The organism is Nitrospiraceae bacterium (genome assembly GCA_020632595.1).
GTDB lineage: Bacteria > Nitrospirota > Nitrospiria > Nitrospirales > UBA8639 > Nitrospira_E.
In genome coordinates this window covers 74,589-97,350 of the sequence record JACKFF010000005.1, presented here as the reverse complement: position 1 = coordinate 97,350, position 22,762 = coordinate 74,589, and the positions used below count along the sequence as shown (strand labels likewise).

The 22,762-nt window shown below is 49.8% G+C and carries 18 protein-coding genes and 1 pseudogene; 16 read left to right on the top strand and 3 right to left on the bottom strand.

The features are described 5' to 3' along the window. The first annotated feature begins 242 nt into the window (after positions 1-242). The 5 genes from dnaA to H6750_11150 all read left to right on the top strand — a co-directional run bounded on the left by dnaA (position 243) and on the right by H6750_11150 (position 8,693). Complete coding sequence (gene dnaA, locus H6750_11170; protein MCB9774869.1) at positions 243-1,595, top strand: chromosomal replication initiator protein DnaA; 1,353 nt, start codon at positions 243-245, stop codon at positions 1,593-1,595. A 22-nt stretch (positions 1,596-1,617) separates the two neighbouring features. Beyond that, on the top strand, positions 1,618-2,742 hold the full coding sequence (gene dnaN, locus H6750_11165; GenBank protein MCB9774868.1) for a DNA polymerase III subunit beta: 1,125 nt from the start codon (positions 1,618-1,620) through the stop codon (positions 2,740-2,742). A gap of 56 nt (positions 2,743-2,798) precedes the next feature. Beyond that, entirely contained in the window at positions 2,799-5,303 is a 2,505-nt protein-coding gene (gene gyrB / locus H6750_11160) for a DNA topoisomerase (ATP-hydrolyzing) subunit B (GenBank protein MCB9774867.1), read from the top strand. Positions 5,304-5,403: 100 nt separating this feature from the next. Further along, positions 5,404-7,905, top strand: a complete 2,502-nt coding sequence (gene gyrA / locus H6750_11155; protein MCB9774866.1) for a DNA gyrase subunit A — start codon at positions 5,404-5,406, stop codon at positions 7,903-7,905. Positions 7,906-8,081: 176 nt separating this feature from the next. After that, the gene (locus H6750_11150) at positions 8,082-8,693 is read left to right on the top strand and encodes a hypothetical protein (protein MCB9774865.1); all 612 of its coding nucleotides are present in this window, start codon (positions 8,082-8,084) and stop codon (positions 8,691-8,693) included. Here the strand turns inward: H6750_11150 and H6750_11145 are convergent. Next, entirely contained in the window at positions 8,617-9,174 is a 558-nt protein-coding gene (locus H6750_11145) for a DUF721 domain-containing protein (GenBank protein ID MCB9774864.1), read from the bottom strand. The genes H6750_11150 and H6750_11145 overlap by 77 nt on opposite strands. A 144-nt stretch (positions 9,175-9,318) precedes the next feature. Between H6750_11145 and smpB the strand changes: the two genes are divergently transcribed. The 5 genes and pseudogenes from smpB to H6750_11120 all read left to right on the top strand — a co-directional run bounded on the left by smpB (position 9,319) and on the right by H6750_11120 (position 12,276). Further along, complete coding sequence (gene smpB / locus H6750_11140; GenBank protein ID MCB9774863.1) at positions 9,319-9,798, top strand: SsrA-binding protein SmpB; 480 nt, start codon at positions 9,319-9,321, stop codon at positions 9,796-9,798. Positions 9,799-10,245: 447 nt separating this feature from the next. Continuing rightward, a complete protein-coding gene (locus H6750_11135; GenBank protein ID MCB9774862.1) occupies positions 10,246-10,836 on the top strand; it encodes a ComF family protein in 591 nt (196 codons plus the stop codon). Beyond that, positions 10,836-11,387, top strand: coding sequence for a hypothetical protein (locus H6750_11130; protein MCB9774861.1), 552 nt, complete (start codon positions 10,836-10,838; stop codon positions 11,385-11,387). Before H6750_11135 ends, H6750_11130 begins: the two co-directional genes overlap by 1 nt. 45 nt (positions 11,388-11,432) lie before the next feature. Continuing rightward, positions 11,433-11,684: an antitoxin gene (locus tag H6750_11125; GenBank protein MCB9774860.1), complete on the top strand. Its 252-nt coding sequence runs from the start codon at positions 11,433-11,435 to the stop codon at positions 11,682-11,684. A gap of 364 nt (positions 11,685-12,048) precedes the next feature. Beyond that, positions 12,049-12,276, top strand: a pseudogene (locus H6750_11120) (SsrA-binding protein). Here the strand turns inward: H6750_11120 and H6750_11115 are convergent. Next, positions 12,273-13,184, bottom strand: coding sequence for a hypothetical protein (locus H6750_11115; protein MCB9774859.1), 912 nt, complete (start codon positions 13,182-13,184; stop codon positions 12,273-12,275). The pseudogene H6750_11120 and the gene H6750_11115 sit on opposite strands and share 4 nt — an antisense overlap. A 239-nt stretch (positions 13,185-13,423) precedes the next feature. Between H6750_11115 and H6750_11110 the strand changes: the two genes are divergently transcribed. The 3 genes from H6750_11110 to H6750_11100 all read left to right on the top strand — a co-directional run bounded on the left by H6750_11110 (position 13,424) and on the right by H6750_11100 (position 16,661). Then, entirely contained in the window at positions 13,424-14,335 is a 912-nt protein-coding gene (locus H6750_11110) for a hypothetical protein (protein ID MCB9774858.1), read from the top strand. Positions 14,336-14,360: 25 nt separating this feature from the next. Beyond that, positions 14,361-15,038 carry a YihA family ribosome biogenesis GTP-binding protein gene (locus H6750_11105; protein ID MCB9774857.1) on the top strand — a complete coding sequence of 226 codons (678 nt, stop codon included), beginning with the start codon at positions 14,361-14,363 and terminating at the stop codon, positions 15,036-15,038. Positions 15,039-15,458: 420 nt separating this feature from the next. Then, positions 15,459-16,661, top strand: a complete 1,203-nt coding sequence (locus H6750_11100) for a pyridoxal phosphate-dependent aminotransferase (GenBank protein MCB9774856.1) — start codon at positions 15,459-15,461, stop codon at positions 16,659-16,661. 128 nt (positions 16,662-16,789) lie between these two features. Here the strand turns inward: H6750_11100 and H6750_11095 are convergent, their stop codons facing one another. Further along, entirely contained in the window at positions 16,790-18,256 is a 1,467-nt protein-coding gene (locus tag H6750_11095; GenBank protein MCB9774855.1) for a sigma-54-dependent Fis family transcriptional regulator, read from the bottom strand. A 553-nt stretch (positions 18,257-18,809) separates the two neighbouring features. Between H6750_11095 and H6750_11090 the strand changes: the two genes are divergently transcribed. The 3 genes from H6750_11090 (at position 18,810) to H6750_11080 (ending at position 22,728) form a co-directional block, all read left to right on the top strand. Further along, positions 18,810-19,376, top strand: coding sequence for a GNAT family N-acetyltransferase (locus H6750_11090; GenBank protein ID MCB9774854.1), 567 nt, complete (start codon positions 18,810-18,812; stop codon positions 19,374-19,376). 117 nt (positions 19,377-19,493) lie between these two features. Then, entirely contained in the window at positions 19,494-20,741 is a 1,248-nt protein-coding gene (locus tag H6750_11085; protein ID MCB9774853.1) for an ATP-grasp domain-containing protein, read from the top strand. Next, the gene (locus H6750_11080; GenBank protein ID MCB9774852.1) at positions 20,734-22,728 is read left to right on the top strand and encodes a hypothetical protein; all 1,995 of its coding nucleotides are present in this window, start codon (positions 20,734-20,736) and stop codon (positions 22,726-22,728) included. Before H6750_11085 ends, H6750_11080 begins: the two co-directional genes overlap by 8 nt. The last annotated feature ends 34 nt before the right edge of the window (positions 22,729-22,762 follow it).

The window sequence follows — 22,762 nt, the reverse complement described above, 5'->3', positions numbered from 1 at the left end:
GGGATAGGGAATAGTGGGGATAACGATTTTTGAAATTCCAAACTCCTTTGAATGTGGGTAAAGAGGATGATTTGAGGTTTAAATTTATCGTCGTGGAAGTTGTGGATAGAGGACATGAAGTTTATGGTAGAGGGTGTTGATAGGAACTAGAAAGTGTCTAACAATGTAGGGCAGACTCATACTCGGTGCCGTTACTATTAACATCTGTGAATAATATTGTGAATAAGTTGAATTTACCTAATATTAACAATGATAAAGTTTGGGTGGACGTGTTGAATTTTGTCAGCCCTCGGGTGGGAGATGACACAATTGAAACATGGTTTCAACCGTTGGTTTTAGAGAGTCTTACGGAAGATCAAGTTCATATCCGTGTTCCAAATAGATTTTTTGGGGAATGGTTAGGCCGAAACTATAAAGATTTACTGAAAGAGGCCTTTCAGCATGTCGAAGGGGTAAATCCGGCAGAGATTGTTTTTGTCATGAAAGAGCAGGATGGAGACGGAGAACCATCGCCTCAACTCAAAACTGAAGTGCGAGAAAACCGCGTGCCCGCTCAACTTCAACGGGTGAGACGTCAACCTCTTCCCAATCCCAAATATACCTTTAAAAACTTTGTCGTGGGAGCGAGCAATCAATTTGCACATGCCGCTTGTCTCGCTGTCGCAGAATCACCGGCCAAAGCGTATAACCCCTTATTCATTTATGGCGGGGTGGGGTTGGGGAAAACGCATCTTCTCAACTCCATTGGAAATTATATTGCTGATCATGGCGATCTTCGTATTGCGTATGTCACAACGGAGCAATTCACGAATGAGGTCATTAATTCCATCCGCTATGACAAAATGATTGAATTGAGAAGGCGATACAGAAATGTGGACATGCTGCTTATTGACGATATTCAATTTTTAGCAGGGAAAGAACGGACACAGGAGGAATTTTTTCACACATTTAATTCTCTCTATGAAGCGGGAAAACAGATCGTATTGTCGAGTGATCGGTTTCCCAAAGAAATGCCTTCAATGGAAGAGCGGCTTCGGTCCCGCTTTGAGTGGGGACTGATTGCCGATCTTCAACCACCTGATGTTGAAACTCGAATCGCCATTCTCCGAAAAAAATCGGAGGAAGAAGGTATCGCCATCAATGAGGAAGTCATCCAGTTGCTGGCGGCGAATTTAAAGAGCAATATTCGTGAAATTGAAGGGGCATTAATTCGACTTGGCGCCTATGCATCTCTCACGGGTCAAAAAATCACTGCAGACATGGCCAAACACATCCTCCGTGATCTTCTTGGTGGAAAACGGAAGGTGATCACGACTGAGGATATACAGGAAGTGGTCGCCAACAGGTTCCATGTCAAGATATCCGACTTGAAGTCGAAGCGACGAACGAAAACCTTAGTGTTTCCCCGTCAAATTGCGATGTTCCTCAGCCGCGATATGACGGACTCCTCCTTTCCGGAAATAGGAAGAGACTTTGGGGGGAAAGACCATACAACAATTATTCATGCTTGTAAGCAAATGCAGAAGGCTCAGGAAACGGATTCTACTCTTCGAGCCACAATTGAAAGCCTGAAAGAAGAAATCGGCAAGGGATAACACCACCGTTTATAGGACACCTATGAAAATTCAAATAACCAGGGAGGATTTGTTAACCGCACTCCAACGCGTACAGGGAGTGGTGGAGAAGCGGAATACTATGCCGATCCTGGCGAATATTCTGTTGGAAGCCAAACCGGAAGGTCTGGATATTGTGGCCACCGATTTGGAAATCGGCATGAGAGGTCTTTATAAAGCCACGGTCCATGAGCCAGGGTCGGTCACATTTTCCGCACGAACGCTTTTTGATATTTTGAAGGAAATCAGGCATTCCGAGATTGAATTGGTCGTGGGGGAAAATAATTGGGTGACCGTGAAGGCTGGAAAAAGCCAATTTCGTGTGGTGGGCTTACCCAGCAAGGACTACCCTGCCCTCCCAACTATTGAACGGGAAGGGTTGATGGCGCTCCCCGCCCAGGGATTGTTGCAGCTTCTGAAAAAGACCGTCTTTGCCGTGGGGGAAAAAGATACGCGATATGTGTTAAACGGTCTTCTTCTCACCCTGATCCCTTCGGGAACCTCGGTGACGCTTCGTTTGGTGGGAACCGACGGACATCGATTGGCCTGGGCCGAGCAGGAAGTAACTCCCGAGAAAGCCGCTATCCCCTCAGCAGAAATTAAGGTCATTATTCCCAAAAAAGCCGCCATAGAAATCCGGCGACTTTTGGAGGAAGACGACGAACAACCGTTCCTTGGGTTTACGAAAAATATGTTGATCTTTCGGAAAAGCGGGTTGGTCTTAACCTCCCGGATTATGGAAGGGACGTATCCCAACTACCAGCAGGTGGTCCCGAAAGATAGCCCCAAAAAAGTTACCGTCAACAAGTCCGATCTGGAGGGTGCCCTTCGAAGAGTGGCAATCCTTTCGAAAGATAAAGCCCATGCCGTGAAACTGTCTATCAATCCCGATCACATTCATCTTTCTTCAAAAAGCCCGGATTTAGGGGAAGCGGATGAAGACATCCCGGCTAAATTTGTGGGAGAAAGTTTTTCCACGGGATTCAATGCCAGGTATTTCCTGGATGTATTATCCGTCATTGAAACAGAAACGCTGACCCTTCAAATGGAAACACCCTTAAGCCCGTGTTTGATTCAGGAGCAGGGTAATCCCACGTTCAAAGCCGTGGTGATGCCCGTGAAGGTTTGACGGATTTGACCCAACAGACATTTCTTCTTCCACACGCAGTTAAAGCCTAAAATTGTATGGAATCCCCAAAAAACCCTAGCCAAGAATCTGCCCCCTCTGCAGACCGCCAACATTCGGATGCTCGGTACGATGCCGATCAGATCCGTGTCCTTGAAGGACTGGAAGCGGTTCAAAAACGACCGGCCATGTATATCGGCAGCACGGGGGTCGATGGTCTGCATCATATGGTGTATGAGGTTGTTGATAATAGTGTGGATGAACACATGGCCGGGTATGGAAATGAAATTCAGGTCGTGCTCCAAGTGGATGGCAGTGTCATGGTATCGGATAATGGAAGAGGGATTCCCACCGGCATGCATTCCACCCAGAAAAAATCGGCCGCCGAAGTCGCCTTGACCGTCCTTCATGCGGGCGGAAAATTTGAGGAGGGTGCCTATAAAGTCTCGGGTGGGTTACATGGCGTAGGCATATCGGTCGTGAATGCCCTCTCGGAATGGCTGGAGTTGGAAATTTGGCAGAATGGAGAAGTCTACGAACAACGGTATCATCGTGGAAAGCCGCAGACTCCATTAACGGTCGCAGGGATCACTAAAAAACGCGGAACGAAAATTATTTTTAAGCCCGATCCCCTTATTTTTGAAACCGTTGAATTCAGTTTTGATGTCCTGGCTCAACGACTTCGGGAGTTGGCTTTTCTCAATAAAGGCTTGGAGATTTGTTTACGGGATGACCGGACGGGCAAAGAAAAGGAGCAGGTGTTTTGTTACATAGGAGGGATTGTCTCCTTTGTGGAACATTTGAATGAGGCCAAATCCCCCATTCATCCTCCCATTGTCGTGGAAGTGGAAAAACCCGAGATGATTCTCCAGTTGGCTCTTCAATATAACGAAGGGTATTCAGAGAATCTGTATTCTTTTGCCAATAATATTAATACCCGTGAGGGCGGCACGCACCTCATCGGATTTAAATCGGCCTTGACGCGCACTATCAATAGTTACGCTACCGCCAATGATTTGTTTAAAAAGGATTCGGAATCGCTGAGCGGAGAAGATGTTCGAGAAGGGTTAACCGCCGTTGTGAGCGTGAAAATCCGCAATCCGCAATTTGAGGGGCAAACCAAAGCCAAACTAGGCAATAGTGAGGTCAAGGGCATTGTGGAGTCGGCCGTCAATGAAGCCTTGGGATCGTACCTGGAAGAAAATCCCTCGGTGGCAAAAAAAATCGTCGGAAAGTCTGTGGATGCCGCACGGGCCAGGGAAGCCGCAAGAAAAGCCAAAGAACTGATTCGAAGAAAAGGGGCGTTGGATGGCGGGTCACTTCCAGGAAAATTGGCCGACTGCTCCGAAAAGGATCCACAATTCAGCGAACTCTATCTTGTGGAGGGTGATTCGGCCGGCGGATCGGCAAAGCAGGGGCGTGATCGACGTTCACAAGCGATCCTTCCTCTCAAAGGCAAGATTCTGAATGTCGAGAAGGCTCGATTCGATAAAATGCTCGCCAGTGAGGAAATTCGAACGCTCATCATGGCCATCGGAACCGGAATCGGTCGGCCACGGGAGGATGCAGAAAAAGGCAAGGAAGATAAAGACGCCTTTGATATCAATCGAGCCCGTTATCACAAAATCATTATCATGACCGATGCGGATGTCGATGGAAGCCATATCCGGACTCTCCTCCTGACCTTCTTTTTCAGGCAAATGCCGGAACTGATCGAGCGGGGCTATATCTACATTGCCCAGCCTCCCTTGTTTAAAGTCAAAAAAGGAAAGGGCGAGAAGTATCTCAAAGACGAAGCGGCGATGAATAGCTATTTGTCTAATCTTGCCGTGGAGGATACTCAACTCTTTCTTCCGGAACAAAACGCATTTGTGACCAGGGATGAACTTATCCCGATATTAGATAAGCTGGTGGCCTTTGAAGGGCTCTTAACCCGTCAGGGGCAAAAGCAAATAGAGCCGGCGCTGCTCCGTGTATTGGTAGATTTTCCGGAACTCACCAAAGATTTGTTAAAGAACCGTGGCGACTTGGAAGTATTGATCGAGGAAGCCACACGCCGGCTACGCCTCGCATTCCCCGAAGGAACCGTGGATCTGACGATTCAGACCGATGAAGAGCATCAGGCCCACCATATCCTGTGTCGGGTCGCAGGGAATGGCAGTCAGAAATTTTTGAATCTGACTCACGACATGGTGGGATCGGCAGATTTCAGGGAATTACAAAAAATTGCTCCTTCGGCCTTGGGCCTGGGGCGACCACCCTACCGCTTAAAGCGCAAAGAGATCGAAACGGAATTTTCCACCAGTCAGGATCTTGTGACAGAGTTTTTAGAAACCGGGAAAAAGGGCATGTCCATTCAGCGATACAAGGGATTGGGCGAGATGAATCCGACGCAATTGTGGGACACCACGATGAATCCAGAGACCCGGAGTCTCCTTCAGGTGACCTTGGAAGATACCACGGGAGTGGATGAAATCTTTACCATTTTGATGGGTGATGAGGTCGAGCCCCGCCGGAATTTCATTCAAAAGCATGCCCTGGAAGTTCGAAATTTGGATGTTTAGTCGGTGCCTGCTTTTTGTTGTGTGACCCCAATGTTGAGCCACAGTAAACAAGTCAAAGTGCAGATCATGAAGGGTGATGTGCCCTTTCGAGGAGTGACGTATGCCGGTTGAACCACGTCTGACGCAAGTCGCCATTGAAGATGAAATGCGTTTGTCCTATTTGGACTACGCCATGAGCGTCATTGTCGGGCGGGCGTTGCCGGACGTGCGAGACGGGCTCAAGCCGGTTCATCGGCGCATCCTGTATGGCATGAATGAAATGGGTCTGGCTGCCGGGAAGCCCTACAGAAAATCCGCAAAAATTGTCGGCGAAATCATGGGTAACTATCACCCGCATGGTGATTCAGCCATTTACGACACGTTGGTTCGTATGGCCCAGGATTTCAATATGCGGTATCCCCTTGTGGATGGCCAGGGAAACTATGGCTCGGTTGACGGCGATCCGCCCGCAGCCATGCGCTACACCGAAGCCCGCTTAACCAAGCTGGCCGAGGAAATGCTGGTCGATATTGACCGGGAGACCGTGAACTTTACCCCGACGTACGATGAGTCGTCCCAAGAGCCCATTGTGTTACCGGCTCGTATTCCGAATCTGTTGGTGAATGGAGCAGGAGGAATTGCGGTCGGGTATGCCACCAATATTCCCACCCACAATTTAGGCGAGGTCGTCTCCGGGCTGATTGCCCTTATTGAACGGCCCGAGGTGACCATTCGCGAACTCATGGAATGCATTCCGGGGCCCGATTTCCCCACCGCCGGATTTATCTATGGCACGCAAGGGATCAAAGACGCCTATGAAACGGGACGAGGTCTCCTGTCTCTTCGGGCGAAAGCCGAAATCGAGGTCGATGAACGTACCGAGCGGTCCCGTATCATCGTGACGGAGCTGCCGTACCAGGTCAACAAGGCCAAGCTGATAGAAAAGATTGCCGAACTCATCCACGAAAAACGGGTAGAAGGAATTTCCGATCTTCGCGACGAATCCGACCGGGATGGACTCCGCGTGGTGATCGAACTCAAGAGAAACGAAAACGCAGCGGTCTTACTGAATCAACTCTATAAACACACCCAGATGCAAACGACCTTCGGGGTCATCATGTTGGCTCTGGTGGGGAACCGTCCGGAGGTGCTGACCCTCAAACAGATTTTGGCCGCGTTCCTTGAACACCGTAAAGAGGTGGTGATTCGCCGGACGGCGTATGATCTTCGCAAAGCTGAAGAACGCGCCCACATCTTAGAAGGCTTGAGACGAGCCCTGGAGTTCCTGGATGAGGTCATTGCTCTCATCCGTGGAGCGTCTTCTCCGGAAACCGCTCGGCAAGGCCTGATGAGCCAGTTTACCTTAAGCGAGGTGCAAGCCACGGCCATCCTGGAAATGCGGCTGCAACGCTTGACCCAACTGGAACAGGACAAGCTTACCCAGGAATATAACGAACTGGTCTCCCGCATTGCCCATTTGCGCACCATATTAGCGTCCGATGCGATGGTGCGACAAATCGTGAAACAGGAATTAGTCGAAATCAAAGAACAATATTCCGATGAGCGACGAACACAGATCCTTCCTGCCGAAGCCGAGTTACAAATGGAAGATCTCATCGCGGAGGAAGAAGTCGTCGTGACCATTACGCATGCCGGTTATATTAAGCGGAATGCCGTTTCCATCTACCGGGCCCAACGCCGGGGTGGCAAAGGGAAAGTCGGCATGGGGGTCAAAGAAGAGGACTTTGTTGAACAAATCTTTACCGCCTCAACCCATGATTATCTGCTGTTCTTTACCGATGCCGGTCGCGTGTACTGGCTTAAAGTGTATCAATTGCCCGATGTCGGGCGGTCCAGCAAAGGGAAAGCCATTGTGAATTTGTTGACCATCAGCCAGGGCGAGCGGGTCACCGCGACCCTGCCGGTCCGGGTGTTTGCCGAAGACCAGTATGTCGTGATGGCGACGCAAAAAGGCTATATCAAAAAAACCGATCTGGCTGCATTCAGTCATCCCCGGCAAGGCGGGATTATTGCGTTGACCCTGGAGGAAGGCGACCGGCTCATCGGCGTGGATATCACGGATGGCACGAGAGAAATTCTCCTGGGCACTCGAATGGGCATTGTCATTCGCTTTCGTGAGGAAGATGTCCGTCCGGTGGGACGAACGGCCCGTGGAGTCAGGGGCATCACGTTGGCGGCGAGCAATGAGGTTATCGGGATGGTGACGATTACCAGTCAAACGCAATCCTCCATTCTGACCGTCACCGAACGCGGGTATGGTAAACGCACACAGGTAGAGGAATATCGGCTCCAATCACGGGCCGGCAAAGGCGTCATCAGCGTCAAAGTCACGGAGAAAAACGGGCCGGCCATTTCGTTCCATCAAGTCTGGGAATCCGATGAAATCATGCTCATGTCCGCAGAGGGCATGATCCTTCGCACCCGCATGGGAGATATCAGAGAAATCGGACGCAATGCCCAAGGGGTACGACTGATCCACTTGCCCGATGACGATCGTGTGGTGGGCGTCGCCAAGCTCGCCGAGACAGATGAAGGCGATCTACCCGAACCGGATGACCTCAATGGCGAGATGCCAGATGAACCGGCCGCCCCAACCGAATAAGTTCACGCGACCCTCTCAGAACAGCAAACCGAAGACGCCGGGGTGTTCCGAGATGACCAGAGAAAAGGAACGGTCATCTCACCTGCGTGTTCGTCTTCAATCTCTCCCCCGCTTACACCTTCCCCGGCTCACAGGAGGAAGCAGTAAGAAGCGATTGCCTGTGGGAAGGTCTTAGGTTGGATTTCCCTCACGAAGCCCCTGAACAACCACCAAGACGCAAAAAGTTTGATCCCATCGTCATAATGGGATTGAGCATTTTGATCGGGGGGATTTTTGTCATCTCTCTCGGGATGTTCCTCTCCCGGCCGGACCGGTCCATCCCGCCCTATAGTATCGGAGCCCAGGAGGGATCGCTGGTGGCCGTCCACGTGCCTCCCTATACCAGTGATCCCGAAATACAAACCCTGGTTAGGCGGTTTGGCGATGTCGGCAGGGCCACGCGTGATTTCGCGGACATGAAAATCCGCCCCACCACGCCTGACGATCCTCGCGGACGATATCAAGCCTTACAAATCATCATTTTTTCAGATCCATTTTGGACGGAGCCGGATAACCTTCATCGGTATGTCGCCAATGAGGTCGATGACGATTTTGAAAAAACCTTTCGGAAAAACTTTGAAGCTGCTGTGCGAGCCGGGTATCGTGCCGATGCGGACGGTCAGGCGGGATGGATCGGCCCCTGGAACCGGAGCGGGTCAAAAGATCGAACGCTTACGATGCAGTGGGTGTTTCAAGAGACGTGGGAGGAGGCAAGTCCTCATGCTCAGACCTCTTCCCCGGCTCACTAGCCGAGGGCGGTGATTCAGCAAGGGCTTTAGTGATAGTCTGAGAGAGGATGGATTGGAGGTCAGGATTACTCAGGCGTTTGGCTAAGCCGGTGGCAAAGGGTGACGGTTCGCCGACAAAATCAGGAGGGTCTTGGGGTGGTGGATCCTGTTGAGGCGGGGCTTGTGGAATGGAACCGATGCGTAAGACAACCTCCGTGAGGGCCAGTTCCGGCATCATCGAATGAATGGCTTCCAAAATGGCCGGCCTAAGAAACATGAGCTGCTGAAGCCAAATCGAGTTATCCGCCACCAGATGCAATTTTTTAAAGCGGATACTCTCAGGATAGGAATGTTTGGCCATCGTCGCACCCACAAGGTGTTCCCACTCCTGTTGGAGTTGGGCCTCAGACAGTTTGAGCCCGAGCGGATTTCCTTTGGAAAAATCTTGAATAAGACTCCGGATCGATTCAAAGGAACTCATTGTGCGGGTATTGTATCGCATCGTCTGTGTTGATTCATCCGTTTGGCGTTTATACCCATTCTGTCATCTCGACCTCAGGGAGAGATCATTTAAACAAGGCAGGCAATGGACGGAAAAAGTAAAAATGACAGCCAAATCATTCCATACATCAAGATATAATTAGCTATGGCCAAACAAAAAACGGACCCATCCAATAAAGTCCTCAGCACCAACCGCAAGGCCTTCTATGACTACATGATAGAAGAGAAGGTCGAAGCCGGTATCGTCCTGGTCGGGACAGAAGTCAAAGCCTTACGGGAGGGACGCCTGAATCTGAAGGAGAGTTACGCCGCCATCATTAATGGCAAAGCTATTCTGCACAACTGCCATATCGGTACCTACAGCCACGGCAATCAAATGAATCACGAGCCGCTACGCGCCAGAACCCTGCTGTTGCATAAGAGAGAAATCGAACGGTTGGCCGAAAAAGTCAAACAGAAAGGACTCACCCTCATCCCGCTTCGCCTCTATTTCAATGACAGAGGGCGGGTCAAGCTGGAACTCGCCCTTGGGCGAGGGAAGAAAAACTACGACCGGCGGGAGACCATCAAAAAGCGGGAAGCCGGCCGCGAAATCGACCGCGCCATGAAAGAGTCGCGGTCTTAGGTGTTTGTCGCACTTGTCCGGCAATCGTTGGCTTGCCAATGGCAGCGGTTTAGTAGAGGCTTGTATGGCCAGTTTGAGGCTATTTGAGAATATTGCGCCAAAAGGGCGCATATCTAAAACTTCCACAGCTTTCGTGACCCTAAGTTCAAGTTCAACAAGCACTTCGGTCTTGATAAACGCCCTCAGATGGATTGGCTTCATCCCAGTTTTTAGGCATTTTTCTTCATCAGACATGGAAAACCACAACTAAATGTTACCGCGATTTCTTCCTTCAGATTCATACTTTCTGGTTGAATATCATTGCGCTATTTTAAACAGTTGCGAAAATCTCCGCCATCGAACCGAGGAATTTCTTAGAATGATAATCTCTTTCCTCGTCGTCGATCATGGCAGCCACGGCTTCCTAAACCTAGGTGGATAAGATAAACTTTCGATGGAAAGTAACAAATGCTCGATATTAACCCCAAAAAACTCATTGGTCCTTGGAAAGAAGGATATGCACTTGATGTTCATACGGTCAGCAGTGACTATTTAGGTGAGGATCAATTTGGGAATGCCCGGTACAATACAAAGCGGTCACAGGTAGGCGAACTTCTCTATGGTCTGAAATATAATAAAGATAAAACGGCTGTAAAAGCCTTGGCGGTAACGGCAGCTGAGTTTATAAATTCACAGGGATGGAATATTGACGTTATTGTTTCTGTTCCGGCTACAACAGCTCGAAAAGAACAACCAGTGGTGTTACTAGCCGAAGCAATTGGAGGCATAATTGCGGTACCTGTGTCTTCATCCGCCATAGTGAAAGTCAAAGATCTCCCACCCCTAAAGAATGTTACAGATTATAATCAACGAATTGAACTTTTAACGGGAGCGTATAAAGTATTCATACAGGAAGTCATAGGACAGCGGGTCTTGTTATTGGATGATTTATATCGGTCTGGAGCCACCTTACAGGAAGTTTGTCGTTGTCTTATTGAGGAAGGGCAGCCAAAAGCCGTTTATGCCCTTTCTATGACGAAGACCAGGAGCAATCAATAATGAAAACCGTATTTTTAGGTGGCTCACGTAAAACAAAGGCGCTTAACGAGCTGATTCGGAAGCGTCTTGAAAATGTGATGGAACAGCATCTTGATGTGCTGATAGGCGATGCCAATGGGGCCGATAAAGCCATGCAAACCTATTTAGCTGACAGGGGCTATCGGCATGTCACAGTATTTTGTTCTGGGTCGGAATGTCGAAACAATATAGGTCAATGGGAAACACGGCATATCTCGATCAATGGAAATGAAAAGAATTTTAAGTTTTACGCGGCTAAAGATACCGCGATGAGTGAGGAAGCTGATTATGGCTTGATGTTATGGGACGGTGTCAGCAAAGGCACGCTAAATAATGCATTAAATCTTGTTGAACGCGGGAAACAAGTCGCCATCTATTTTTCTCCAAAGAAAGAATTTTTCAATATCCAATCATTGGATGATATCAAATCACTTCTCTCAAAATGCAGCCTAGAAGACCGACGTGTTTTTGATAATAAGATTGGTCTTACGAAAAGGGTTGGGTCTTTTCCAAGTCAGTTAAGCCTTATCTAGTTTCTGAATATTCATAAATAGAGTCCCTTCATGGAAGAAATAGATATGAGCCGATTATCTATCGAACTCACCCAAGAGCAACATCAAAAAATCAAGGCAATGGCCGCCCTCACGGGTACGAGTATTCGAGAGTATGTGGTTTCACGCCTGTTCCCGGCATCCTCCAATGAGGAGCTGGATTTAAAAGAGCTGGAAATGCTTTTGGATAAACGGATTGAATCCGCGAAAGCCGGACAAGTGAGCCGAAGGACCGTAGGGGAAATTTTTAAAGAAGTCTATAAAGAAACCCAGCCCTAAATGTTGGAGGACACGGATTATGAGCTTGCCGTTCTTGCTGAAGAAGACCTAAAAGGCATCGCCCGGTATAGGAAGGACACATGGGGACTCCAACAGGCCAAGAGTTACGAAACCTTACTTATCAAATCGATTTCAACAGATTGCACACGGCCGCATTCCGCCAAGAGCCCTTCTCGACCACAGACAAGACCTGCTGTTTACCCACTGTGAGCACCATTACATTTTCTATTGTACCCGTGATAGTGAGTGTCCTCTAATTATCGCAGTGTTTCATGAGCGAATGGATTTAATGCAGCGTCTCAAAAATCGACTATCATGATGGCGGTGTATCACCGCCTATTTTGGCTAACATGCAGGCCATTAATCAGATAAAGGACTCACTCTCGTCCCGCTTCGCCTCTATTTCAATGACAGAGGGCGGGTCAAGTTGGAACTCCCCCTTGGGCGTGGGAAGAAAAATTACGACCGGCGGGAGACCATCAAAAAAGCGGGAAGCCGGTCGCGAAATCGACCGCGCGATGAAAGAGTCTCGCTCCTAGAAGTCTGTCCTAATCATATGGCAAGTTTGATTGTTTTTAGATCATACTTTTAAAAGCCATAGTATTTAGCGATTGCCTGAGCCAATAAACCACCTGCTGCGCCAACTCCCACATCCCAACTTCCGTCCGCCGCTTTTTGTACCATCTTTGCAATCCATTGAGAGACTTTAGTGCCAAAAGCATTTTTGGATACAGGTTGTGGATCGGAATTTACGGCGGCCTTTAACTCTATAATGTCCTCTGTGAGCACCCCTTTGTCCAGCAGCGCGCGCTCTAAGGAAGAAAAATCATTATTAACAATGTTATATACGATCGAGGATTCGGTCGCTGTACCTACAAGATTGGCAGAACCGCCGTAAATTGTTGTATTGAAGATCTGTTCGATTTTTGCCGGTGCAATTTGGTGCTCGGGATTTTGATTTAATTCACCTGCCTGGCGTTCGCTTTTCCAAATGGCTAAAGTGAAATCCAAGATCCGATTGCGTACTACGTTTAGAAGTTCAATGATAGTTCCGGGGCCAACCTCTGCCCAAGCCTGAACACAATTTTGCCCTTCATAAACCTTGGTTCCAAGGATTACAGCTAAGTCTCCTGTGCCAAGCTGGAATGTCCCTCCACCATCATCTTTTTTTAACATTGCCTCAAGGCTGGCAATGCTTTGTCTACATTCATAGTTTTTATAATTATTCCTTATATTCTCGGGAAGACACATCAATGGAATGGGAGCATTCTGAACAGCAGAACCAAATGATCCAAAAAAGTGGCCCTTGAGGTTAAGACACCATACTCGATAGTCAGGAACTTGAACTTCTGGGGGATATCCATTTGATTCATAAATGAGCCAGCTTTCTAAAGGCTGACTGCCTAAGCGAGCCGCTAGGAGTTTGCACTTTCTGAGTATCGTGCCTAAGTCGCTTCTTTCATCAACTGCAGCTGTTTGAATATCCTCCAGAAGTGACATGGTTAGTAATATAACTTATGAAAAATGATTCAGTCGACAGTGGAGTCACTTCCATCGTCGAGAATTTTCTACAAAGTTTCGATTCAGTCAACCTTGTTCGAAAAGAGCGCTATAGAGTATTTTATGGTGGATTTCTGATAATTCATCCATCCCCCTTGATACGTGTTGCGGCATACACAGGATCTCCTGACTTTTGCTTTTCGTTGCCAACCATGGCGTGAGCTTCTACACTCCCTGTTATGTCCAACCCCAATGATCAGCTCTCTTCACCGGATCCGGCGGCGCCGGTTTTTCGGCCTGGAGCGTTCAGGGGTCGAGAGGGATTAGTCCGCAATATGTTACGGCGGTTGGAACGAGGGGAATCTTTGAGCCTTGTTGGGGGCCCCAAGTTAGGAAAAACTTCTTTATTGCTTCACCTCGCTTGGCAATTGAATCATGCGGGGCCATCTTCCAAGTCCCCTGGGCCGTCAGCGTTGTATGTTGATGTGGCCGACGAGGCTGATTGGAAACGATTCCATTCCCGCCCGCCAAATCCTGACACCATTCTTCTCCTTGATAATTGTGACCAACTGGTTGAAGGGAAGGCTCGTTCGCTTTCAGATATCGATCTTTTGCCGGGAGGGTCCACGGTCTTTGCCGGAGGACGGGCATGGCGGGAGGTCGTGAGAGGAGGCGATTTGCCACACACACTGAAGTTGATCCCGTTGGCGGTATTTTTGGAAAAAGAGGCCCAACAGTTATTCAATCCGGACCTGTCCACCGAACAACATTCCACCATCCTCACCTATGCAGGGACCCATCCCTATAACTTCAAGCTGTTGCAGGCTGCATTCCTGCGTGAAGGACTCCATGTTTCGACGGAACAGATTGTCAGCGAGGCGAAAATTTCTCTTTACCCCTTTTTCCAGGATTGTCTCGATCAACTGCGGGAACCCCTCGAACATCAAGTGCTGGCCTATGTGATTGAAGGCGACAAACCGGTGAACCCAAGAGAGGTGGCGCGGGCGCTTGGACTGCCGACGATCAAACCCGTTGCCGATACGCTTTGTGCGTTGGGACTGGTCAGTCGTTGGATTCGAGATGAAGAAGCCACGCTTTCAGCAGGCAGCCGGTTGTTTAACGAATGGTATAGGGAAACGGTGGCTTCCTAAGATATGATGGCCCCATGGGTTGTCGATGGGCCACGGAGGATGGGCGAGAACTTTTCTGTTAGTCTGTGTACATGAAAAAGAGGAACGATTCGTGGGAGCGTTTAAAATATTTTCTGCTGAATTTAAGGCGAGTTGCGGGACCGTCGAGCAATTTCTGAAACCGACCCTTCCAGAAGTGGCCATCGTCGGCCGTTCCAATGTCGGGAAATCGTCGGCCATCAATTGTTTGGTGAATCACAAAGGGTTGGCCAAGGTCGGCAAGACTCCGGGGAAAACACAAACCATTAACTTTTTTGAGATTGCCACGAACGGTCCCCGGTTTATGCTGGTGGATCTTCCCGGATATGGATTTGCCAAAGTGCCTGAACGGGTACGAGAGCTCTGGGGTCCCCTGATTGAAGAATATTTGCGGACACGCAAGAATTTACAGGGTGTGGTGGTGCTGGTGGATTCCCGCCGGGTGCAGGAATCGGATCGGGCGATGGTCGAGTGGCTCATGCGGTTGAAAATACCCGTGATGGTGGTGGCCACCAAGGCGGATAAGGTCACAAGGGGGCACCGCCAGGCTGCGCTTCGTGAATTGCGTGAGGGTTTGGGCATGGAGGAGGATCCGCTTTTCCTGTCTGCCTACACCGGGGAAGGCAGGCAAGAGCTGCTTGACCAGTTGCGGGAGGTGCTTACCCTGGACGCTCCCCTTCCCTAAAAGGGAGTGTTGAAAATGGCCGCCAGCGGCGTGCTCGCCGCGTGGTCGTGCTCACGTACTCCTCCGTACGCTCCGCTTGCCCAAACGGCTGCGGCCTTCCCTTCGGCAGGACTCAGGGCAGGTCTGGACGCGCCTTTTTGAATACTCCCTTATTTTTCCGTGTTCGGGGTTCTGTCACTCATCAAGTGATGAAAATGCAAGACATGAGAAAAATTCAACAGCATCCCAAGGACATTCTTTTTGAATTTATCCCCTAATCCTTCCTTTCTGGTTTCATGTCGAAGTTGAAGAACCTGCCTGAGATCTCCTATTCTGACGGGTCCTTTAATTTTCCATATGTTGTGTATTCATGCACGGCCGGCGAATGGAATCGCCAGCTTTTTCTGTGTATTTATTTATTTCTCAATATGAAGGAAAGCCATGCCATTGTTTGGTGATACCAATACACCCATGACCTTCAACCCTCCCTCCAGACTTGATCGGATCGGGCCATCGCAGATTCGCGAAAATATGCGGATTGCCATGGAGTATGAGGCGATTAATCTGGCTCAAGGCCGTCCCGACTTTCCCACCGCACCTGTGGTGAAGCAAGCCGCAATCGATGCCATTGCCCATGATTACAATCAATATTCGGTGACCTGGGGATTGGCAGAGTTACGGGAAGCCATTGCCGATCATGTGCATGAACGCCATGGTTTGACTTTTGATCCCGAGACAGAGATCACCATTACTTGTGGTGTGACGGAAGCGATCGTGGCGGCCATGCTGGCCTTAGTCGAGAGTGGCGATGAGGTCATTATCATCGAACCTGCCCACGAAAATTACGTTCCGGCTGTGTATTTTGCAAGCGGGACGCCACGGTTTGTCACGCTCCGTCCCCCTGATTACGCGGTACCTCTGGATGAACTTCGGTCAGCCATCAGCCCTCGCACCAGAGCCATAATTCTGAATACTCCCCATAACCCCTCCGGCCATGTGTTCACGCGGGAGGAACTGAACGCCATCCTGGCTCTGGCTGACCAGCATGGGATCTATGTGGTAACCGATGAAATCTACGATCATTTGTACTACGAACCCTATCGGCATATTGCCCCGGCGACGCTGGCGCCCGACTGGAAAGGTCTGGTCGTTACCGGAGGCCTGTCAAAAATCTACGCGGCGACGGGATGGCGTCTAGGGTATGTCCTGGCTTCAAAGGATGTGACAACGGCGATCCGCACGGTTCATGATTACCTCACAATCTGCGCGCCGACGCCCTTTCAATACGCGGCGGTTACGGCTTTGGGTTTACCCGAGACTTACTACACCGACCTACGAGCGAGATTCCTTCGGCGTCGGGACCTCACCATGCAGATGCTGACCGACAGTGGGTTTAAGCCCTATGTACCTCAAGGGGCCTATTACCTTTTAGCCGACTATGGGCCTTGGGAACATCAGGGTGATTCCCAATCGTTTGCCACCCGGTTGATTACCGAGGCGAAGGTGGCGGTGGTTCCAGGCAGCGCGTTTTATTACCAGGCGACAGATCTGGGACAACACCTCGTCCGTTTTGCCTTTGCCAAAACGAGCCAGGTCCTCAAACAAGCCGGTGAGAATCTCGCGAAGGCGTTTCACAAGCGTTGAGCGAGAAGCCAGGTGTGCGGGTCTCTAACTTCAAATAATGACCCTCCCTGTTCCACCCCAAACATCCAGTTAAGCGAAGGAAATGGTGTATCGCCACATCAGCATCCTCAGCATCCTGGAAAATAAGATTATTCTTTTGATCCTGAATTCTTTTGTCGAAAATATTGTTTGTCGATATTGTAGGCCTTGAGCTTGCGCAGGAGCGTTCGTCGGCTTATACCGGCCTGATTGGCCGACTCGGCAATGCGACCACTATTTTCGGACAGCACGGTTTCCAAATACTCTTTCTCGAGAATGGTGAGATGTGGCTCGAGGTAGGCCGCCAGCGTCAGGGCAGGGTTAATGGAGGGAGAGGGACCATCGTGGCTTTGGAGAGGTTGATTGACGGTTTCTGTTTCAGAGACGGTGGAAACCGAAGAAGACCCGGGAATATCCTGGGAATACAGCACCTCCGTCAGATCTTCTGCAGTTAATTCCCGGGTATGTCCTTTTAACACCAGGCGTTGGGTGAGATTCTCCAGTTGTCGCACATTGCCTGGCCAGGACTGCTCTAAGAGCAGATCCATAAAGGATTGGTGCAATTCAGGACAGTCCATTCCATAGTCGGCACACACCCGTTTGAGAAAATGCCCGAACATATAGAGGATATCCTCCCGTCGTTCCCGTAGGGGCGGCACTTCTAACCGGATGACATCCAACCGGTAAAAGAGGTCTTCGCGAAAGGAACCGGTTTGAACGGCGTTGGCCAACGAGGCGTTCGTCGCGGCAATGACACGCGCATCAATTGGCACTTCATGATGAGATCCAACCGGTCTCACCGTCTGTTCCTGCAATACCCGCAAAAGACTGAGTTGGGTTTGAACCGGCATATCCCCAATCTCATCCAGAAGGATAGTGCCGCCATCGGCATACCGAAATAATCCCTGCTTTTGTTGGTGGGCTCCAGTGAAAGCCCCGCGTTCATGGCCGAACAGTTCCGATTCAATAATTTCCGGACTGATCGTGCTGCAATTGACCGCCACAAATCTCCCGGTTCGCCCCGACTGCCGGTGAATCGCCCTGGCCAGCAAGTCTTTACCCGTTCCGGTTTCCCCCACAATTAATACGGTGGCGTCAGAGCTCGCCGTGCGGGTAATGGTTTCAAAAATATCCCACATGACTCCGTTACGGCTGAGAATGCCTTCAAAGCTGCCCAGTCTTTTGCGGGTATCACGCAAATCCGGTGTATCCGGAGAAAACTTTTGATTGGTCTGAATGGCCTCTATGGCTTGATGCAGTTTTTCATGTGAATCCTCATAAATCACATCCGATGCCCCGTTTTTCAGAACCGAATGGACATAGGCTGCATCGGCTCCCGGTTTAAACACCAAGACATCAAGATAGGGTCTGTGTTCTTGTATGGTCACCATCATGTCAGACACAAGGGAGTCTCCAAGGTACTGTCCATCGAGTATGACCAGGCGTGTCTGAGAACCAATCTCCAAGGTTTTCACATTTTCCGGGGTTTCCAGCCGCACCACTCCAAGGCCTTCACGACTTAAGTCCTTTTCCAGATCCGGGGAACCCATGATTACTATGGAAGAAGTTTCTGTCATTGAGACAATAGTGTCTCATAATTTTTAAATGAGTCAAGTCTGTCCCAAATATAGGGACACAACAGTCCCAAAATTCCACAAAATCACAAATATCAACGGGTTAACTGATGGAACAGGTCTTGCGAGATGTATAGGTATATTGAGGTATGGATCGAGTAAGTTTCTCGATTGCCATAAGAAATTACCAAAACATGAACGGTCTGACTGTCTGTGAGGGGTCTGTTTTAAATGCAATTCGGTGATCGGGCCAAGACCATTTTGACTGGTTGCGCCTGAAAACCTGTGATGGGGCAGTGGGAATATGCTATGCAGCACATTCCCATTCGCCCTCCTAAATTACGAAAACGAAGTGATGTGGGCCGTCTGTTTTCGTCACAAACATTCAAAATTTGACAGATCTTACGCAATGTGAAAATACCGGTGTGAACGAACGGATGCTCACACCAATTTTTCCTCTAAGAATTAGTACACCAATAGGCAATAAATCTCAGGCTCGACTCGTGAGGAGTATGAGCCCGCGGTACAATTTTTTTTTAAAAAAGGATCGATCTTCATGATGCAAAATCAAACGGAAATTGGGGAACGGCTACATCGAAGAAGCGGAAGGAGAATCATTCATCGAGGCCTGGACATTAAGCCGGCCAAACGTCATGAGATGGTGATTGCGGCCAATATCCTCAGGTCTTCTGCCGACTGGTACCGGCCCTTTCTTCATGAAAAGGATATGGCACAGCATGAGGTGGATGAATCCTGGGGAGAAAGAGAGTTTGAGCGGCGGCAGTTTTATATCGGGCGGGAAGAGCAGGCACCGGTAGGCATCGTGTCTACACAGTCAGTCGGAGATATGTTTTATATCGGATATATTTATGTCTATGATCACCAAACCGGCAAAGGGTTTGGGCCTCAATTGCTTAATCACGTCCGTGATGTGGCTTGGCGCGAGGGAAAACGCGGCATGGTGTTAATTGCCCATCCCAAGGCCTTCTGGGCCACGCGCTCCTATCGCCGGTTCGGCTTTGAATGCATTGCGACCACTCGTGACCAGGTCTTAGAGTGGCGGGGCGGTTGGTTGAAACCCTACTATGAAGAGGGTTTTGAACTGTACCAATATCTGTTCTAACACACCTTTCCTCACAAACGAGCGAATCATTATTGCTGATGGGTTCTTCCATTTGTCTGCAAGCGGGGACAGGATGGAGGAGTCTATTCGATATGTCCCCCACTAAAGGAGGCCTGCATGGAAAAGAACGCACCAGTGGTCAAGAAATCCAAGGTAGGAAAGAGGGCGCCGGTGGCTCTGCTCGGCTATAGCCTGGAAACGATGGAAGCCGCAAAGGAACACAATATTCCCTTCGTCGCCGTGGTGCCGGAGGGTTTTGATATCGCATTGAAAGAGGATGGAGTTGATGTGGTGACCTGGGACTATTATGTCCACAATCAGAACTCCGACCGACTCTATGAAAAATTGCTTGAGCGAGGGGTGAGTCATGCTGTGCCCCTGTATGAAGAAACGGTGGAATGGGCCGGGTCACTCAATACACGGCTGCTTAAAGACCCTCGTGCCTTTCAACGGGCTCTCTTGTTCCGTGACAAGGCCATGATGAAGCGCAATGCCCAAATGAACGGTATTCGAGTGGGCGTGTTTGAGGAGATTCGCTCGCGGGAGGAAGCTCTCGCATTTTTTGATGACATCAATGAGGCAAGACTCCGCTTGCAGGAGGAAGCGCCAGAACCGGTTCATCTGAAACCTCTATCGGCGGCAGGCAGTGTGGGCCATGTGTTTGTTCGCAGCCGAGAAGACATCACCTCCCTTCCCGACGATGCCTTTCCGTGTCTGGCCGAAAGCCATTTGGCCGGGCAGGAATTTTCGGTCGAAGCCTTTATCCATAAAGGGAAAATCGAATTTATGAATATTACCGAGTACGTGCATTTGGGTTATTCCCAGATCGTGCCGGAAACGCCAAGGCTCAGTAAGCACCGGACAAAAATTCGTAAGGCGATTGAAAAACTCATGAAGGCATTTGGCATCGTGAATGGTATGATTCATCCGGAATATTTCTTGGACCAGGAAGGGGAGTTACACTTCGGGGAGGTGGCGGCCCGTGTTCCCGGCGGCCATATTTTCGAACTCATTCAGCGTGCCCATGGCTTTAATCCGTATGCGGCTCTGTTGTTATGTTCCGATCCCAATACCTCCAAAACAGAATTAGACCGGTTTTTCCCAAAGGAAAAAGACCATAAAATTTTTGCGGCCAACTTAATGGTGTATCCTCGGAAAGCCAGCGTTCATCAACTTCAGTTTCCTAAGGAATTGGAAGCCCATCCCTATATGGACCGGCATACCATGTTTGAACCTGTTACCGCCAAAGTGGCAGAGCGCGTGGGATTCGGTAATCATTATGGAACCGTTTTCCTGGCTGGAGAAGATCCGGAAACCCTGCGTGAGCTCGTCCAGCGTTATGAGGAGTATGACTTCTATGAGTGATTCCCCCGAGGGCTCCCCTCAGACTGAATTGCAGGCCGCTACTGCGCGACAGGAGCAAGCCTTACTTCAGGCCCTTGAGGCCTTGGAACAGGCGACCCCATTTGTGAAGGCCAAATACCAGCCGGAGGTCATTCGGCGTGCCACGGATTTATTTGAAACCGACGCAGGCCTGCAATTCGTGAGAGAACAGGCCCATCGCTTTGACTCCGCTGGGGTCTTTCATGCCGGACCCTGGGAACACCCCGACCGGCTTCTGCCGGGGTTAGTGAGCGCGGGACTACGTGCCGAAGGCCAGTATTCGTCTTTGGAAATGCTGAGTGAACTTCGGGTTTTAGCCATTGCAGCAGGTGACTCGACGCACCCGAAATTTTCCGCAGAGCAAGCCCTAACCTTTTTACGGACAGTCATGGGGCTTAATCTAGATTTGTTGTATGGCAGTGAGACCGAGGAGTCTCGTCTTCGTCCGAAGGTCCATGCACGGGCGCACAGAATATTAGCCATGATTAAGCATGAGATTTCCTCGGAAGGGTTGCTGGAACAGGTTCTTGATGACATCGATGCGCGAGTGGCTCAGCGACCAATTGATGTGAGCCTCACCCTCAAAATGATCGAGCAGGCAGAAAACATCAAGGGGGATCCTGATCCCAAGTTAGCCGCCAGACTCGACCGATACCTCAAGGCCACGGGTCCTCCCACACCACTGGCCAAAAAAGCCGGCTCTCCCACGAACTATCTCAAACTCTTGGCCAAAGCCACCACACATGAGATAGAAAATGAGGCGAAGGTCGTTGGAAAATTATTGACCCTGACCGGTTTATCCAGCGAATACCATGTCGCGTTCCTTCAGCATGCCCTCAAACGAGAGGAAACTGGGATCCTGGCAACTGCCTTGGATTTAACCGAGGTTGCCCAGGCCCATATGGAACAATATCGGGAAAAGGTCTTTGAGTTGATGCGCCTGACCATTCATCCCGCCACCAGTTGGATCATTTATGGATTTCAACAGATGTTGGAGCGAATGCTGCTGGCACGACCAGAGGTCGCTGATGGTCTGACCAAATTGCTTAATCTTGAATTATGTTCTACTGCCCAACAAGTGACCAAGAAACATCTGCCTCGCGGGAGTGGGATTACGGCTAATGCGGCCATTGTGGGTGGTGCCATCGCCATGTTAGGGCAGCCGTTGGGAGTGGGGCAGGGAAACAATCCGACCTGTCAGGGTGCTCGAGCCCTGAGTCTTTGGAGTCTCCATGATCCTGGATATTTGCTCCAATTACTGACCAGCGCGGCTCGGGATGACACGGTTGAGTTTATGTTTGAGGGAGCGCCGATTTTATCCGGCAAAATCGGGGGAGGAGTTGCGGAAGGAAAATTTGATTTGAAGGTCGATCCAGTCTCACGCATTCTGGTGCCTCACCTCGACCGGATTTACGATGAAAAGATGAAGCGTGCGGCTTTACGGGGTGAGGACCCACACAAATGGGTGAATCCGGCTTTGTACGGTCGATGGGTGGCGACCAGTCTGGCTTCCATTACGATGGTTAATCAGACCGTTTCCGGGTACGAAGATTTTTTACGGTTATTTTATGCCACTCATCACCCGTTGTATGACGGGGGTCATGATTTGGTATATCCCAATCCTGTCGGGCTTCTCATTACTAATGTTCACGGGGTTTTTTTAGGTTATCATGCCGTCTCCATCCAGCGTGTGGCCGAGGATGAAGAAGGCAAGGTTCGTGTCTATTTTTTCAATCCCAACAACGAGGGCCGTCAAAATTGGGGAAGAGGGGTTGAGCCGTCTGTGGTCGGTCACTGGGAAATTCCAGGAGAATCGTCATTGCCCTTCGAGCATTTTGCCGCTCATATCTATGCGTTTCACTATAATCAGATGGAAGTTGGGGACCCCAAAGCCGTTCCGGCCGAAATCATCGCCGATGTGACCGCACATGCGAAGGAAGGATGGGGACAGGCCTTCACCTGGTTATAATTTTATGGGCCTCTGAATTTTGGAAGGGGTGGTG